Origin of the sequence: Lamprobacter sp. (assembly GCF_034860625.1) — a bacterium.
Classification (GTDB): domain Bacteria; phylum Pseudomonadota; class Gammaproteobacteria; order Chromatiales; family Chromatiaceae; genus Lamprobacter.
In genome coordinates this window covers 1-1,460 of sequence record NZ_JAYESN010000495.1, presented here as the reverse complement: position 1 = coordinate 1,460, position 1,460 = coordinate 1, and the positions used below count along the sequence as shown (strand labels likewise).

Annotated in this window: 1 protein-coding gene; it reads left to right on the top strand. The window is 66.7% G+C overall.

Annotated features, from left to right (window positions below):
- Positions 1–1,460 (top strand): ATP-binding protein (locus VBE63_RS29190; protein WP_323686475.1); only part of this gene is annotated, 1,460 nt, incomplete at both ends.

Genomic DNA, 1,460 nt, shown 5'->3' with positions numbered 1-1,460 from the left:
GCCTCAAACCCTGGCGCGAGATCGCCCGCCCACACAAGGACGTGCTGCAAGGCACCTTCAAGCAATCCGAGTTCGCCGCCGACATCTCCCAGGTCGCCAACGGCACCGCGCCGCCGGAATACCAAGACGCCGAGGCCTTCTTCACCCGCACCTTCATCACTGAAGGCATGCGCCTGCTGCTGATCTCGGTCGCCCAGCGCCTCGCCGGCCAAGGCGGCGACCCGGTGATCCAACTGCAGACCGCCTTTGGTGGCGGCAAGACCCACACCATGCTCGCGGTCTACCACCTGGCCACGCGCCAAGTCAGTACCGCACAACTGACCGGCATCCCGCCGATCCTCGATGAGGCCGGCATCAGCAACCTACCCAAGGCCCGCGTCGCCGTACTCGACGGCATCGCCCTGGCCCCGAGTCAGGAACTGGTCAAGAGCGGCGGGCAGAAGGTCACCACGCTCTGGGGCGAGCTGGCCTGGCAACTGCTGGGTGATGACGGCCTGGCCCTGGTGCGCGATGCCGATGCCGAGGGCACCTCGCCCGGCAAGGAGCGCCTGATCCAACTGCTGCAGCAGGCCGCGCCCTGCGTGATCCTGATCGACGAGCTGGTCGCCTTCCTGCGTCAATTCGAGCCCGGCCAGCGCTACCGCGCCGGCACCTTCGACACCAACCTCAGCTTTATCCAGGCGCTGACCGAGGCGCTCAAGGCCGTCCCCAACGCCCTGCTGCTCGCCTCGCTGCCGGAATCCGATCTCGAGATCGGCGGCAGCATGGGTCAGCACACCCTCAACGCGCTGGAGAAATACTTCGGCCGGGTCGAATCGGTGTGGAAGCCGGTGGCGAGCGAAGAGGCCTTCGAGATCGTCCGCCGCCGGCTGTTCGAGCATGCCGGCGAGCGCGCCGAGGTCGAAGGCATCGCCCGCCAGTTCTCCGACAGCTATCGCGAGCACAGCAGCAAACTGCCGTTGGAGACCCAGTCCAACGCCTACTACGAACGCCTCTGTGCTGCCTACCCGATCCACCCCGAGGTCTTCGATCGGCTCTACGAGGACTGGTCGACCCTGGACAAGTTCCAGCGCACCCGTGGCGTGCTGCAGTACATGGCCATCGTCATCCATCGGCTGTGGACGGCGGACAACCGCGACGCGCTGATCCTGCCCGGCTCCATTGCGCTCGATGATGCCAAAGTGCGCAACAAGAGCATCCACTACCTGCCCCAAGGCTGGGAGCCGGTGATCGAGCGCGAGGTCGACGGCCCGCGTTCGGAAGCCTATGAGCTGGATGCCCAGGACACCCGCTTTGGCAGCGTACAGGCCGCCCGACGGGTGATGCGCACGCTCTTTCTCGGCAGCGCGCCGGCGGTGGCCAACCAGAGCGTGCGCGGGCTCAAGGTCGAGCGCATCCTGCTTGGCGCCATCCAGCCGGGCCAGCCGCTTGGCGTCTTCGAGGACGTGCTCAAGCGCCTA